Annotated in this window: 10 protein-coding genes; 7 read left to right on the forward strand and 3 right to left on the reverse strand. The window is 64.5% G+C overall.

Annotated features, from left to right (window positions below; all coding sequences use genetic code 11):
* Positions 1–232: 232 nt before the first annotated feature.
* From AWB70_RS14595 to AWB70_RS14610, 4 genes are read left to right on the forward strand one after another with little or no spacing between them, the layout of a single operon-like run.
* Complete coding sequence (locus tag AWB70_RS14595) at positions 233–1,195, forward strand: PDR/VanB family oxidoreductase (protein WP_053568977.1); 963 nt, start codon at positions 233–235, stop codon at positions 1,193–1,195.
* A 19-nt stretch (positions 1,196–1,214) separates the two neighbouring features.
* The gene (locus AWB70_RS14600) at positions 1,215–2,540 is read left to right on the forward strand and encodes a Rieske 2Fe-2S domain-containing protein (RefSeq protein WP_053568978.1); all 1,326 of its coding nucleotides are present in this window, start codon (positions 1,215–1,217) and stop codon (positions 2,538–2,540) included.
* The gene (locus AWB70_RS14605) at positions 2,540–3,709 is read left to right on the forward strand and encodes a Gfo/Idh/MocA family protein (protein WP_053568979.1); all 1,170 of its coding nucleotides are present in this window, start codon (positions 2,540–2,542) and stop codon (positions 3,707–3,709) included. The genes AWB70_RS14600 and AWB70_RS14605 overlap by 1 nt, the downstream gene beginning before the upstream one ends.
* Positions 3,710–3,737: 28 nt before the next feature.
* Positions 3,738–4,730, forward strand: a complete 993-nt coding sequence (locus AWB70_RS14610; RefSeq protein WP_053568980.1) for an ABC transporter substrate-binding protein — start codon at positions 3,738–3,740, stop codon at positions 4,728–4,730.
* 24 nt (positions 4,731–4,754) lie between these two features.
* Here the strand turns inward: AWB70_RS14610 and AWB70_RS14615 are convergent, their stop codons facing one another.
* Together AWB70_RS14615 and AWB70_RS14620 are read right to left on the reverse strand one after the other, a co-directional pair.
* Entirely contained in the window at positions 4,755–5,564 is an 810-nt protein-coding gene (locus AWB70_RS14615; protein ID WP_053568981.1) for an enoyl-CoA hydratase/isomerase family protein, read from the reverse strand.
* Between the two features lie 3 nt (positions 5,565–5,567).
* A complete protein-coding gene (locus AWB70_RS14620; protein WP_060854101.1) occupies positions 5,568–7,649 on the reverse strand; it encodes an acetate--CoA ligase family protein in 2,082 nt (693 codons plus the stop codon).
* 132 nt (positions 7,650–7,781) lie between these two features.
* Between AWB70_RS14620 and AWB70_RS14625 the strand changes: the two genes are divergently transcribed.
* Positions 7,782–10,232, forward strand: a complete 2,451-nt coding sequence (locus tag AWB70_RS14625; RefSeq protein ID WP_053568983.1) for a GcvT family protein — start codon at positions 7,782–7,784, stop codon at positions 10,230–10,232.
* Positions 10,233–10,315: 83 nt separating this feature from the next.
* The gene (locus tag AWB70_RS14630) at positions 10,316–10,954 is read left to right on the forward strand and encodes a helix-turn-helix domain-containing protein (RefSeq protein WP_200826418.1); all 639 of its coding nucleotides are present in this window, start codon (positions 10,316–10,318) and stop codon (positions 10,952–10,954) included.
* Positions 10,955–10,977: 23 nt separating this feature from the next.
* Here the strand turns inward: AWB70_RS14630 and AWB70_RS14635 are convergent, their stop codons facing one another.
* Positions 10,978–11,871 (reverse strand): LysR family transcriptional regulator, encoded by an 894-nt coding sequence (locus AWB70_RS14635; RefSeq protein ID WP_053568984.1) that lies wholly within the window; start codon positions 11,869–11,871, stop codon positions 10,978–10,980.
* A gap of 142 nt (positions 11,872–12,013) precedes the next feature.
* Between AWB70_RS14635 and AWB70_RS14640 the strand changes: the two genes are divergently transcribed.
* Positions 12,014–13,507 carry an aldehyde dehydrogenase gene (locus AWB70_RS14640; RefSeq protein ID WP_200826419.1) on the forward strand — a complete coding sequence of 498 codons (1,494 nt, stop codon included), beginning with the start codon at positions 12,014–12,016 and terminating at the stop codon, positions 13,505–13,507.
* Positions 13,508–13,511: the final 4 nt, after the last annotated feature.

The following is a 13,511-nucleotide window of genomic DNA, read 5'->3' on the forward strand; positions in this document are numbered from 1 at the left end:
CCGGTGAGCGCTCAAATCGCCTTCGGGTGAAAAAGAAAACCCCACGTTGAGAAAACGTGGGGTTGGTCAGCAGTCTGGGCGCCTTCGTCATGAAGGCGCCGTTTTTCATTTGAAGACGATTTCAGGGAAAACCCGCTTGCTTCAAAATAATTAGATATCTAATATAAACGACATGGTGATCGACGCCGAGGCTGGCCCGATCGAATGAGGCGACAAGCAGGGAGCAGGTGCAATGAACGACGAACTGTCATTCAGGACCCTCGTGGTGACGAAGAAGGACGCGGTGGCGGAAGGCATCTTCCGTTTCGAATTGCGCGATGAAGCCGGGCGCGAGCTGCCGCCGTTCACGGCCGGCGCGCATCTGACGGTGCGTGTGCCGAGCGGCGCGAACCGCAACTACTCGCTATGCAACGATCCGGACGAGACCGACCGCTACGTGATCGCCGTGAAGCGCGACGCGGCGGGCCGCGGCGGCTCGATGAGCATGACGGACGACGTCGCACAAGGCGACCGTATCGATGTCTCCGAGCCGCGCAACGAATTCGAACTGAGCGAACGCGCGCGCAGCTTCGTGTTCGTCGCGGGCGGCATCGGCATCACGCCGGTGCTGTCGATGATGCGTCACCTCAAGGCCACCGCCGGCCCGCGCTTCAAGCTGTATTACGTCTCGCGCAGCCTGGAGACGACCGCTTTCCTCGATGAACTGACGAGCGCGGAATGGAAGCCGCATGTGGTGATTCATCACGATCACGGCGATCTCGCCAACGCGTTCGATTTCTGGCCGGTCTTCGAAAAGCCCGGCAGCGGCGCGCATGTTTACTGCTGCGGTCCGCGCGCGCTGATGGACGGCGTGCGCGACATGACCGGCCACTGGCCGACAGGCAGCGTGCATTTCGAGAGCTTCGGCGTGGATCAGTCGCGCGCGGCGGACAACACGCCGTTCAGCGTGAAGCTCGAACGCTCGGGCCGCTCCTTCGAGATTCCGAAAGACCGCTCGATCCTAGAAATCCTGCGCGACAACGGCATTCGCGCGCCGAGCTCTTGCGAGAGCGGCACGTGCGGATCGTGCCGCACGACGCTGTGTGCGGGCGAAGCGGACCATCGCGACATGGTGCTCGGCGACGACGAAAAGCGCGATCAGATCATGATCTGCGTGTCGCGTGCGAAGAGCGAAGAACTTGTACTCGATCTTTGAAATATCTGGAGAAGCGTCAATGCTCACGCATGAAGAAAACGAATTGCTGTGCCGTGTCGAAGGCGATGCACCGATGGGTCAGCTGATGCGCCGTCACTGGACGCCCGTTTGCCTCATCGAGGAAGTCAGCGAGCCGGACGGCGCGCCCGTCAAGGCGCGCGTGTTCGGGGAAGATCTCGTCGTGTTCCGCGATACCGACGGCAACGTCGGCGTGATGGGCGAATACTGCCCGCATCGGCGCGTGTCGCTCGTGTATGGGCGCAACGAGGATGGCGGCCTGCGCTGCCTCTATCACGGCTGGAAGATGGACGTGAAGGGCAATGTCGTCGAAATGGTCTCTGAGCCTTCGTGCAGCGACATGACGAAGAAGACGAAGCACAAGGCCTATGAAACGAAGGAATGGGGCGGTTTCGTCTGGGCGTACATGGGGCCGCAGGACGCGATTCCCGAGTTCGTCCCGCCCGCGTGGGCGCCGACCGAAGAGACGCGCGTGAGCATCGCGAAAGCGATTCTGCCGTGCAACTGGGCGCAGATTCTCGAAGGCGCGATCGATTCGGCGCACAGTTCGAGCCTGCATTCGTCGGACTTCGTGCCGGCGCGCGTCGGCGGCGCGGAGGCGACCTCGAAGAACTGGCTGCGTCCGTCGACGGACAAGGCGCCGCGCATGCAGGTGCATCGCACGAGCTACGGCTTCCGCTATGCCGCGCTGCGCCGCCCGATTCAGAACGCCGCCACGCACGACTACGTGCGCTCGACCGTGTTCGTCGCGCCGGCCACCGCGCTGATTCCGCCGAACAACCTGTACAACGTCGCCAACATCAACGTGCCGTGCGACGACACCAGCACCGCGTTCTATTTCATGGCGTGGGGACATGCCGACAAGACGCCGGAAACCGAAACGTGGCGCAAGTTTCTCGGACAGCAGGTCGGCATCGATCTCGACGCGTACTACCGGCCGCTGCGCAATCACGACAACCGCTTCTGGCAGGATCGCGAAGCGATGAAGGCGGGCAACTTCACGGGCATCAAGGGCTTTCCGAATCAGGACATCGCGATGTGGGTGACGATGGGCGCGGTCGCGGATCGCACTGAAGAGCGGCTCGGCGCGAGCGATGTGGCCGTCGTCGAATTTCGCCGCCGCATGCTCGACGCGCTGAAGGAGTTCCAGTCGGGCGAAGCGGCCATCGGCACCGGCGGCAAGGCGATTCCGCGCAGCGTGTGCTCTTTCCAGGCGATGGTCCCGAAAGACACCGACTGGAAGCAGTACGCCGCGCATCCGGTGTGGGTCGAACCTGCCGGAGAGACCGCGCCGGAACTCGAATCGAACTATCAGGTTCAGGTCTGATGGAGAAGATTCGACTCGGTATCGCGGGACTGGGCCGCGCCTTCTCGCTGATGCTGCCGACGTTTCTCGCCGATACGCGCGTGCAACTCGTCGCGGCTTGCGATCCGCGGGAGACGGCGCGCGCGCAGTTCGAAGCCGACTTCGACGCGCCCGCCTTCGACAGTATCGACGCGCTCGCGACGCGCCCGGACATCGATGCGATCTACATCGCGAGCCCGCATCAGTTTCATGCGGCGCATACGCGGATGGCGGCATCGCACGGCAAGCATGTGCTCGTCGAAAAGCCGATGGCGCTGTCCCTCGCCGAATGCAACGACATGATCGACGCGTGCCGTGAAGCGAACGTGCATCTGATCGTCGGTCATTGTCATAGCTTCGATACGCCTTATCTGCGCACGCGCGAGCTGATCGCATCGGGTGCGTTCGGCAGCGTGAAGATGATCCACGCGCTCAACTACACGGATTATCTGTACCGGCCGCGCCGCCCCGAGGAACTGAAGACCGAAGAGGGCGGCGGCGCAGTATTCAGTCAGGCGGCGCACCAGGTGGATATCGTGCGCATGCTCGCGGGCAGCCGCGCGACGCGCATTCGCGCGGCAGTCGGCAACTGGGATGCGAAGCGTGCGACCGAAGGCGCGTACACCGCGACGCTATGGTTCGAGAACGGTGCGTTCGCGACGCTCTCGTACAACGGCTACGCGCATTTCGACTCGGATGAATGGACCGGCTGGATCGGTGAAATGGGTCAGGCGCGCAATGCGGACGAGTATGGTGCCGCGCGTCGAAAGCTATCGCGGGTTGCGTCGGGCGAAGAAGAGGCGCGGCTCAAGGCGGCGGGCACATACGGCGGCAACGCTTACACGCCTGCATCGAAAGTGCCCGATGCGCGCAGACATCAGCACTTCGGGCCGCTGATCGTGTCATGCGAGCGCGGCGATTTGCGACCGATGCCGGACGGCATCGTCATCCATGGCGACGAGCGGCGGGAACGAATCGAGCTCGATGCGCCCGTGGTGCCGCGCGCCGAAGTCATCGACGAACTCGTGGCGGCCGTGCATGGCGGCATTGCGCCGCTGCACGACGGCGCATGGGCGCGCGGCACACTGGAAATATGTCTCGCAATGCTGCGTTCGAGTGCGGAACAGCGCGACGTGCTTATCGGCGAGTAAATTTTTGAATTAATAAGGAATGTTGAATATGAGTAAGCTGAATTTGTCCATTGCGGTGGGGAACTATGATCGCATGCGGCCGCTCGTCGACGGCGAAGTGCAGATCGATGGCGTCGATCCGGTCTTCATGTTGCAGGACCCGGAAGAGATTTTCTTTCGTGCATTCCGTCACGCGGATTACGACATCTGCGAACTGTCGTTGTCGAGCTATAGCGTGAAGACGGCGGCGGGCACGAGCCCGTATATCGCCGTGCCGATTTTTCCGTCGCGTGCGTTTCGTCATACGTCGATCTACGTGCGCGACGATCGCGGCATCGACACGCCCGCCGATCTCAAGGGCAAGCGCATCGGCGTGCCGGAGTATCAGTTGACGGCCAACGTGTGGGCGCGGTTATTCCTCGAAGAAGATCACGGGGTGAAGGCATCGGATGTGACGTGGATACGCGGCGGTTACGAAGAAGCCGGGCGTCTGGAGAAGATCAGCCTCAAGCTGCCCGAAGACGTTCGGCTCGAAAACGCGCCCGAGAACCAGACGATTTCCGGCATGCTCGCTTCGGGCGAGATCGATGCGCTCATCGGCCCACGCGCGCCGTCATGTTTCACCAACGGCCATCCGAACGTGAAGTATCTCTACGACGATCCGCAGAAGGCCGCCGCGGACTGGTACGCGCGCACGAAGCTGTTCCCGATCATGCATCTGCTGGGCGTGCGTCGCTCGCTTGCGGAGCAGCATCCGTGGCTGCCGGGCGCGGTCGCGAAGGCGTTCGAGAAGAGCAAGGCGGTCGCGCTCGCGAAGCTGAGCGATACGTCGGCGACCAAGGTGACGCTGCCTTTCGTCGAAGAGCAATTGCGTAACGCGCGGCGTCTCATGGGCGACGACTTCTGGTCGTATGGCTTCGAGCCGAACCGGCATGTGTTGTCGCGCTTTTTGAAGCGGCATCATGAGGAGGGTTTGTCGAGCCGCTTGCTGCAGCCGGAGGAACTGTTTCATCCGGCTACGCTGGAGAGTTTCAAGATTTGAGGGTGCGCGGTGGAAAGATAGCCCCTACCGCCGCCCATTCCTCCACTCGATAGCCGCCTTCAGCCCTTCCTCCTTCCTGATCCGGTTGAACTCCGCTCGTTCCGGCCCCTGCGCCGATTCGGCGATGATCGCGCCGTCCAGCGCCGCTTCGAGCGCGGCGCTGAAGCCGCTGTAGTCCACGCTCCGGTTCACGTACGATTTCGTAAGCTGAACCGAAGCGGGCGCGGCCGATGCAATCGCGCGCGCCACTTTCATCGCGCGCGCGAGATGCTCGCCCGTCGCCACGACTTCGTTGACGAGGCCGTAGTCGTAGGCGCGCTGCGCGGTGATGTCGTCGCCGGTCAGCAACAGGCCTTTCGCCAGTTTCGGCCCGATGATCCACGGCAGGATCAGCGACACGATCGCGGAGCCGAATTTCACTTCCGGCTCGGCGAAGATCGCGGTGTCGTCGGCAATGGTGATATCGCACGCAGCCGCCATTTCGAGCGCGCCGGCGAGGCAGTGTCCGTGCACCGCCGCGACGATCGGCTTGCGGCAGTGCCAGAACGACATGATGAAATCGAAGTCCTTGCGCAGCACCGCTTTCCATTCGGCCGCCGTCGTGTAGTTCTTTTCGGCGGACTCCTTCAGATCGAAGCCCGCCGAGAACGCGCGCCCCGCGCCCGCGAGCACGATCGCGCGCACGCCGTCATCGTCTTCGAGCGCGCGCAACACGTCGCGCATCTCGGCGATCATCGTCGAGTCGATCGCGTTCAGCCGCTCGGGGCGGTTCAGCGTGATGCTCGCGACGCGATCGTCGAAATCGAGTTGTATCGTCGAAAAGCTGTTGGGCATGGCTTACGTCCCCTGGCGAATGATGAGTATGTCGGCGGCCTGCATCGCGTCGCCGGTCACGATGAACGGATTCACCTCGACTTCGCGGATCGTGTCCGAGAGCGCGCTGAAGGTATCGATGAAACGCAGGATCGTGTCGACGACCCGATCGATATCGGCGTGTGTCTGTCCGCGCGCGCCTTGCAGCAGGCGAAACACGCGCAGCGTTTCGAGCTTGCCGCGCAGCACGGCTGCGGATTCGCCCGGCAGGCTGATGAAGCTGTCCTTGAAAATTTCGACGAAGATGCCGCCGCCGCCGATGGTGAACACCGGGCCGAATTGCTCGTCCGTGCTCATGCCGACGATCAGTTCGACGCCACGCAACTGTTTCTGCACGAGCACTTGCTTGCCGGCGCGGCCTTCGGTGAGACGCGCGAACGCATCGCGCAGCGCGGCGTCGTCGTGGAGATTGAGCAGCACGCCGCCCAGATCGGATTTATGCAGCACGGCCGGATCGTCGATCTTCGCGACGAGCGGATAGCCGGCCTCGCGCGCGAACTGTATCGCGCTATCCGCATCCTGCACGACACGCCACGGCGCGACCCCGATGCCGCTGCGCGACAGCAGCGTGAAGCCCGCGTGTGCGCTGAGTGCGTGCGGCTCGGCGTTCAGCAGCGCGATCGCATCGGCGGACGGTTCGCTTCGCACCGTGCGCGGCGCGGCATGCTGCGCGCTCCGCGAGAAGTGTTTCAGCGCGCGCAATGCGTTCTCGGTGCCGGCCAACACCGGAATGCCCGCCTTCCTCAACCGCAGCGCTTCGACCGGCGAAAGCGTCGCGCTGACATGGCTCATCACGACGAGCGGCTTGTCCGTCATCCGATGCACGGCGAGCGCGGCCTTCGAGCAGTCGAGCAGGAAATCGCGGCCGTCGGGCATGTTGCTCGCGAGCACCGCCGTGCCGATTTCGTCGGCATCGGCCATCGCTTGCAGACACGGCTCCAGTGCCGGCGCGCCCTGATCGCCCCAATAATCGAGCGGATTGGCGACGGCGGTATCGGCATCGAGAAAGGGCTGGATGCGTTGCGATGTCCGCGCCGAAAGCGCCGGAAACGCGATATCGAGCGATTCGGCCCAGTCGGCGATCAACTGCCGCTCGCCGCCCGAATCCGTCACGATGCCGACGCCCGCCGAACGCGGCCGGCGCGCATGCCGAAAGAGCTCGACCGTGTTCAGCATTTCGTCGAGCGAACGCACGGCGATCACGCGATGCCGCTCGAATACCGCGTCGTACACGTCGGCGCTGCCGGCCAGCGCGCCGGAATGCGACTGCGCAAACGCGCGTCCCGCGACGCTGCGCCCGAGCTTCAGCGCAATCACGGCGATGCCGCGCGCCGCGCAAGCGTCCACGGCGGCGAGAAAGGCGTCCGGATCGCGCACGGTTTCGAGCACGCACGCAATCACGCGGGTCGAAGGCTGCGCCGCAAAGAAGTCGATGTAATCGGCGGCCGTCGTCGCGATCTCCTGTCCCGCCGAGACCGCGAAGTTGAAGTCGATGTCGCGCCGGTTACCGAGCAGCCCGCTCCATGTCGAGCCGCTGTGCGAGACCAGCGCGACTTCGCCGCCCGCGACGAGGTTGCGGAACGGCATCGACGTCATTTGCAGGCGGACCGCGTCGCTGACAAAGCCCATGCAGTTGCTGCCGCAGATGGCCATGCCCGCCGACGCCGCGAGCGCCTGCACGCGCGCGAACGGCGAATCGGGCGCGGCGGCGTCGCCGGACAGCTTGCCGAAGATCACCGCCGCGCGCACGCCCGCGCGGATCGCGTCGGTGAGCGCCGCTTCGACGCGCGCTTCGTTGATGGCGAGCGCCACGCAATCGACCGGTTCGGGAATGGACGCGATATCCGCATACGCCTGCACGCCGTCGATCAGCGGCGTTTTCGGGTTCACCGCATGAACGCGGCCGGCGAATCCGCTGCCCGTGATCGAACGCAGCACCTTGTTGCCGAATGCGCCGTCGCGCTCGGACACGCCGATCACGGCGATGGATCGAGGCAGCAGCAGGGCGCGCATCGATGCGTGGGCGTCGCGGGGGCTTGCGTTCATCTTCCTCTCGCCAAGGTGCGGAACGTGATCCAAGAATAACGCGAAATCAAAAAATGTTTGCTGAAAAAATTTTTAGCGATTATTTTTTCTTCAAAGGAACGCGGACAACTTACGGCAAAGGAACGTTCGAACATGGCAGACAGACTTCCCGCGCAGGCGGAGGTGGTGATCGTCGGCGGCGGTATCGTCGGATGTTCGATCGCCTATCATCTGACGAAGCTCGGCATCACCGACGTCGTGTTGCTGGAGCGGCGGCAGCTGACTTGCGGCACGACCTGGCACGCGGCGGGCCTGATCGGCCAGTTGCGCAGCAGCCGGCAACTGACCGAACTCGCGAAATACACGTCCGAGTTGCTCTACGAACTGGAGCGCGAAACTGGTCAGGCGACCGGGTTCAAGCAGAACGGTTCGGTCAGCGTCGCGCTCAATCAGGAGCGCTTCGAGGAACTGAAGCGCGGCGCGTCGATGGCGAAGAATTTCGGGCTCGACGTGCAGGTGATCGGCCGCGACGACATCACGCGTCTCTGGCCGCTGCTCGATCTCGACGGCGTCGTCGGCGGCGTGTTTCTGCCGAAGGACGGTCAGGCGAATCCGACCGATATCACGCAGGCCTTCGCGAAGGGCGCGCGCATGCGCGGCGCGAAGATCGTCGAAAACCTGAAGGTGGAGAAGCTGCTGGTCGAGAACGGGCGCGCGGTCGGCGTGCGGACGGAAGAAGGCGTGCTCAAGGCCCGCACCGTCGTGCTGGCCGCGGGCATGTGGTCGCGCGAACTGGCCGCGGCGGCCGGCGTGTCGATTCCGCTGCACGCGGCCGAGCATTTTTATATCGTCACCGAAGCCGTCGACGGCCTGCCGAACAATCTGCCCGTGCTGCGCGTGCCGGACGAATGCGCATATTACAAGGAGGACGCGGGCAAGCTGCTCGTCGGCGCGTTCGAGCCGGTGGCGAAACCGTGGGGCATGAGCGGCATCCCGGAAGACTTCTGTTTCGACGCCTTGCCCGACGACTTCGATCACTTCGAGCCGATTCTGCTCGATGCCGCGCGGCGCGTGCCCGTGCTCGAACGCACCGGCATCAAGACGTTCTTCAACGGGCCGGAAAGCTTCACGCCGGACGATCGCTATCTGCTCGGCGAGACGGCGGAAGTGCGCGATCTGTTCGTCGCGTGCGGCTTCAATTCCATCGGCATCCAGAGTTCAGGCGGCGCGGGCAAGGCGCTCGCGCAATGGATTCGCGATCGTCATCCGCCCGCCGATCTCTCGGATGTGGATGTGCGGCGCATGCATCCGTTTCAGGGCACGAAGGCGTATCTGCGCGACCGGACCACGGAAACGCTCGGCCTGCTCTATGCGATGCACTGGCCGTTCCGTCAGGTCGAGACCGCGCGTGGCGCGCGCCGTTCGCCGCTGCACGACCGGCTTGTCGCGGCGGGCGCGGTGATGGGCGAAGTCGCCGGATGGGAGCGCGCGAACTGGTACGCGCCGCCGCGCAGCGACGCGAAATACGCCTATAGCTGGGGCCGGCAGAACTGGTTCGACCGCTGCGCCGACGAATGCCGCGCCGTGCGCGACGAGGTCGCGCTGTTCGATCAGACCTCGTTCGCGAAGTTCATGGTGCAGGGCCCGGACGCGACGCGCGCGCTGAACTGGCTGTCGACATCGAACGTGGATGTGCCCGTCGGCAAGATGGTCTACACGCAATGGCTGAACGCGCGCGGCGGCATCGAGGCCGATCTCACGATCACGCGCACCGGTCCGCAGGCGTACATGGTGGTCACGGCGGGCGCCACGCAGACGCGCGATTTCTCGTGGCTCGAACGCAATCTGCCCGCCGATGCGCGCTGCATTGCCACCGATGTGACATCGAGCTATGCCGTGCTCGGCGTCATGGGTCCGCAATCGCGCGCGTTGCTGGAAAAGCTGTCCGGCGAAGATCTGTCCGATGCGCGCTTTCCCTTCGCGACATCGCGCGAGATCGAGATCGGCTACGCGCGCGTGCGGGCGAGCCGCATCACCTTCGTCGGCGAACTGGGCTGGGAACTCTATGTGCCGATGGAATTCGCCGTCCATGTCTACGACCGGCTGATGGACGAAGGCGCGCCGTTCGGCCTGCGCCTCGCCGGTTATCACGCGATGAACAGTTGCCGCACCGAGAAGGGCTATCGCCATTGGGGGCACGATATCGGCATCGCGGACAACCCGCTCGATGCGGGGCTCGGCTTCTGCGTCGCGTGGGAAAAGGCGGGCGGCTTCATCGGCCTCGATGCGCTGCGCGAGGCGCGCACGCGCACGCCGCCGACCCGGCGCATGGTCCAGTTCCGTCTCGCCGATCCGTCGAAGCTGCTGTATCACGAAGAGCCGATCTGGTGCGGCGGCGAGATCGTCGGGTCGATCACGTCGGGCATGTTCGGGCATCGGCTGGGCGCATCGCTGGGCATGGGCTACGTGACACACGACGCGGGCGTTACCGCGCAGTGGCTTGCGGAGAACGCGTTCGAGATCGAAGTCGCATGGGAACGCGTGCCGGCGCAGGCGAGCCTCGCGCCTTTCTACGATCCGGAGAACGCGCGGATCAAAAGCTGACGACACCGCGGAGCGCGCCGTGAACGAGCGACGGTACAATGCATTTTCTTACGGAAGAAATTCAGGCCGGAAATTTTTCGGCGATGCAATCATCGGCAGGCGTGGAGGCGTCAATGGCGCGCGGTGCGGTACACAGGAACGAGGCGGATTTCATCGACGATCCGGGCATGGATCAGGTCGCGCTCGGGCAGGAAATTCGCAAGCTGCGCAAGGCGCGATCGAAGACGCTCGCGGAAATCGCGCTCGCGACGGGGCGTTCGGTCAGCTTCATCAGCCAGCTCGAACGCGGCCGCGCGGAGATTTCGATTTCCGATCTGCGACGCGTCGCGCATACGCTCGGCGTGCCGCTCGGCTGGTTCTTCATGTCGGAGAAAAAGCCGGCGGCGGAAGTCGGGCGCGTGGTGCGCGCGGGCGCGCGGCGGCGGCTCGGTTCCGCGACGGACGGGCTTGTCGAGGAATTGCTGTCGCCGGATATCGGCGGGGCCTTCGAGACCTTTCTCAGCACGTTCGCGCCCGGCGCGGCGCTCGCCGAAGCGACGCTGCGCGACACGGAGGAAGAAGGCTATCTGGTGTCGGGCGAACTCGATATGTGGATCGGCGATCACCTGTTCCAGCTCTCGCCCGGCGACAGTTTCCGCATCGTGCGCGAGCCGTTCCGATGGGCCAATCGCGGCGAGACGGACGCGGTCGTCGTCTGGGTCATTTCCCCGCCGACTTACTGACGCAGCACGCCGCCGCGCGTCGATCAAACCGTCAGTTGTTCCGCCGTCCGCTTGAGCTGCGCGACGAACTGATCGACGATCACCGAACGCGGCCGCCCCGGCGCGAACAGAAAGCGCGGTTCGACCGGCACGGCGGGCGAGAAGCGCCGCGCGGCGAGATCGGGGAACGAGCGGCCCATCAGCGCGAACGGATCGACGAGCGCCACCGCATTCGCTTCGCGCACCAGCGCGCACAGCACCGGCGTGCTGTTGGACACGAACGCGCTCGTGAACACTCTTCCTTGCGAACGGAACGCCTCGCGCAGACGCCAGCCAGTGAGCGTGTCCTCGCCGAACGTCGCGATGGTCTCCTTATCGAGCATCTTCGGCGTGATGCTTTTGCGCGCGGCGAGCGGATGTTCGGCACGCATCACGCAGTGCAATTCGGCGCTGCAAAACTCCTCGACTTCCAGCGTGCCCGAAGGCGCGGCCACATCCAGAATGCCGAAGTCCGCCTGATTGTTGTTCACGTACTCGACCACATGCCGCGTGGGCAGCGCGCGGATATCGAACTCGACATAGGGATGCGTCTTGCGGAACTCGCCGACCGCGCGCGCGACGATGGTCGTCGCGAGCATCGATACGGTCGATACGCGGATCGACCCGCGCTGCCCTTGCTGAATTTCGCGCGCGGTTTCGGCGATCGATTGCACGCTGCCGAAGAGACGTTCGATATCCGGCAGGATGGCCTCGGCTTCGGGCGTGCAGACGAGCCGCCCTTTCACGCGCAAGAACAGCGTCAGGCCGATTTCCTCTTCGAGCATGCGCAGCGTCTTGGTGACGGCGGGCTGCGACACATACAAGAGACGCGCCGCCGCCGACACGCTGCCCGCCTTCACGACGGCGCGAAAAATCTCCAGATGACGCACTTTGAGCATGACGAGGCCTGTCGTGAGGGTATAACTTTCTGGCAGGAACAAGCTTAGCAGAATGTATTGGTTTTCATGGTTTTGACACCGTACACTGATTGTCATCGCAGGTGGAACACGCAAAAACACTCGTCCAAAAAGGAGCTTTGCTGTGAGCATTCCCGACGCATCGGCGTGGCGCGCTCGCGCCCAGGAAATCCGGCCCGAGGGCCGCGCGTTCATCGACGGACAATACGTTGCCGCGCTCTCGGGCAAGACCTTCGAGACGCTGAATCCGGCGACGGGCCGCGTCATCGCCGAAATCGCGGAATGCGGTACAGAAGATGTCGATGTCGCGGTGGCGAGCGCGCGCCGCGCGTTCGAATCCGGCGTGTGGTCGCGCCGCGCGCCCGCCGAACGCAAGGCCGTCATGTTGAAGTTCGCGCAGCTCATGATGGAACACCGCGAGGAACTGGCGCTGCTCGAATCGCTCGATGTCGGCAAGCCGATCGCCAATGCCTATAACGGCGACATCGTCAGCTCGGCGACCTGCATCCAGTGGTACGGCGAGGCTATCGACAAGCTGTACGGCGAAACCGCGCCCGCCGCCCCCGACATGACGACGATGATCGTGCGCGAACCGCTCGGTGTGGTCGCGGCGGTCGTGCCGTGGAACTATCCGCTGTCGATGGCGAGCTGGAAGCTCGGCCCCGCGCTCGCGGCGGGCAACTCGGTCGTGCTCAAGCCCGCGGAACAGTCGCCGCTCACCGCGATCCGCATCGCCGCGCTGGCGATGGAAGCGGGCCTGCCGCCGGGCGTGCTCAACGTGTTGCCCGGCTACGGCGAAACGGCGGGCCGCGCGCTCGGCCTGCACATGGACGTGGATGCGGTCGGCTTCACCGGTTCGACCGCCGTCGGCAAGCTTTTCATGCAGTACTCGGGCCAGTCGAACATCAAGCGCGTGGGTCTCGAATGCGGCGGCAAGAGCCCGCATATCGTGCTCGACGATTGTCCCGATCTCGACGCCGCCGCGCGCGCCGTCGCGGCCGGCATCTTCGCCAACAGCGGGCAGGTCTGCAATGCGGGCTCGCGTCTCATCGTGCAGGCCGCCGTGCGCGACGAACTGCTCGACAAGGTCGCGCAGATCGCCCGCGAGCTCGTGCCCGGCGATCCGCTCGATCCCGCGACGAAGATGGGCGCGATTGTCAGTCAGTCGCAGCACGAAACGGTCATGTCGTACATCGACGCGGGCCGCGCGGACGGTGCGCGCGTCATCGCGGGCGGGCGTGCGGCACGGGCGGACACGGGCGGCTACTTCATCGAGCCGACCGTGTTCGATCGCGTGAGCAACGACATGCGTATCGCGCGCGAGGAAATCTTCGGGCCGGTGCTGTCGGCGATCACGGTGGAGTCGCCGGAAGAAGCGGTGCGCATCGCCAACGACACGATCTACGGCCTCGCCGCCGCCGTCTGGACCTCGAACGTCGCGCGCGCGCAGCAGGTGTCGCGGCAACTGAAGGCGGGCGTCGTGTGGGTCAACTGTTTCGATCGCGGCACGATGTCGTCGCCGTTCGGCGGCTTCAAGCAGTCGGGCTTCGGCCGCGACAAGTCGATGCACGCCTTCGATAAATACATGGACTGGAAAGCCATCTGGATCGCCGGATAAGCCT

Origin of the sequence: Caballeronia cordobensis (genome assembly GCF_001544575.2) — a bacterium.
Lineage (GTDB): Bacteria > Pseudomonadota > Gammaproteobacteria > Burkholderiales > Burkholderiaceae > Caballeronia > Caballeronia cordobensis.

Bases quoted from the DNA above. Each gene is read 5' to 3' on its own strand.
- AWB70_RS14595 (WP_053568977.1), top strand. From the start codon at position 233: ATGAACGACGAACTGTCATTCAGGACCCTCGTGGTGACGAAGAAGGAC.
- AWB70_RS14600 (WP_053568978.1), top strand. From the start codon at position 1,215: ATGCTCACGCATGAAGAAAACGAATTGCTGTGCCGTGTCGAAGGCGAT.
- AWB70_RS14605 (WP_053568979.1), top strand. From the start codon at position 2,540: ATGGAGAAGATTCGACTCGGTATCGCGGGACTGGGCCGCGCCTTCTCG.
- AWB70_RS14610 (WP_053568980.1), top strand. From the start codon at position 3,738: ATGAGTAAGCTGAATTTGTCCATTGCGGTGGGGAACTATGATCGCATG.
- AWB70_RS14615 (WP_053568981.1), bottom strand. From the start codon at position 5,564: ATGCCCAACAGCTTTTCGACGATACAACTCGATTTCGACGATCGCGTC.
- AWB70_RS14620 (WP_060854101.1), bottom strand. From the start codon at position 7,649: ATGAACGCAAGCCCCCGCGACGCCCACGCATCGATGCGCGCCCTGCTG.
- AWB70_RS14625 (WP_053568983.1), top strand. From the start codon at position 7,782: ATGGCAGACAGACTTCCCGCGCAGGCGGAGGTGGTGATCGTCGGCGGC.
- AWB70_RS14630 (WP_200826418.1), top strand. From the start codon at position 10,316: ATGCAATCATCGGCAGGCGTGGAGGCGTCAATGGCGCGCGGTGCGGTA.
- AWB70_RS14635 (WP_053568984.1), bottom strand. From the start codon at position 11,871: ATGCTCAAAGTGCGTCATCTGGAGATTTTTCGCGCCGTCGTGAAGGCG.